General features: G+C 65.1%; 1 protein-coding gene. It reads left to right on the top strand.

Annotated features, from left to right (window positions below; translation table 11 throughout):
• Nucleotides 1-482, top strand: a 482-nt coding sequence (locus HWX62_RS32840) for a DUF2827 family protein (RefSeq protein WP_175933346.1), incomplete at both ends; no start/stop codon positions are given.

Here is a 482-nt window from a genome sequence, read left to right as displayed (position 1 = left end):
CAGGTCGCCGATCCGCAGATGATGCTCGGCGAGTGGAACGTGCCGCTGCTGTCGATGGACGAAGCGCTCGAGCGCTGCGACGTGCTGATCGAAATGAGCGCGCAGTTCGGCGCGGACTACCTGCGCGCGTTCCGCGAGCGCGGCGGCAAGGTCGTCACGATGCGGGTCGGCAACGACTACGTGATCGACATCGAACGCGCGATGTTCGACAAGCCGTCGGGCTTCCTGTTCTCCGGTGCGCCGTACGACGCGGTGTGGACGATTCCCGAGTTCGAGCGCTCGTGCCTGCACTACTACCAGACGGGCCTGCGCGCGCCGGTCACGATCGTCCCGCACATCTGGCATCCGATGCTGTTCGACAAGGCGCGCGCGACGCTCGGCGACGGTTTGTCGTTCGGCTATCAGCCCGGCAAGCCGCGCTGGCGCGTGACGATGTTCGAGCCGAACATCTGCATGGTGAAGACGAGCATCATTCCGATGCT

It is taken from the genome of Burkholderia sp. BCC0506, from assembly GCF_902833145.1.
GTDB lineage: Bacteria > Pseudomonadota > Gammaproteobacteria > Burkholderiales > Burkholderiaceae > Burkholderia.
This window is presented reverse-complemented; position numbering and strand designations above follow the sequence as displayed.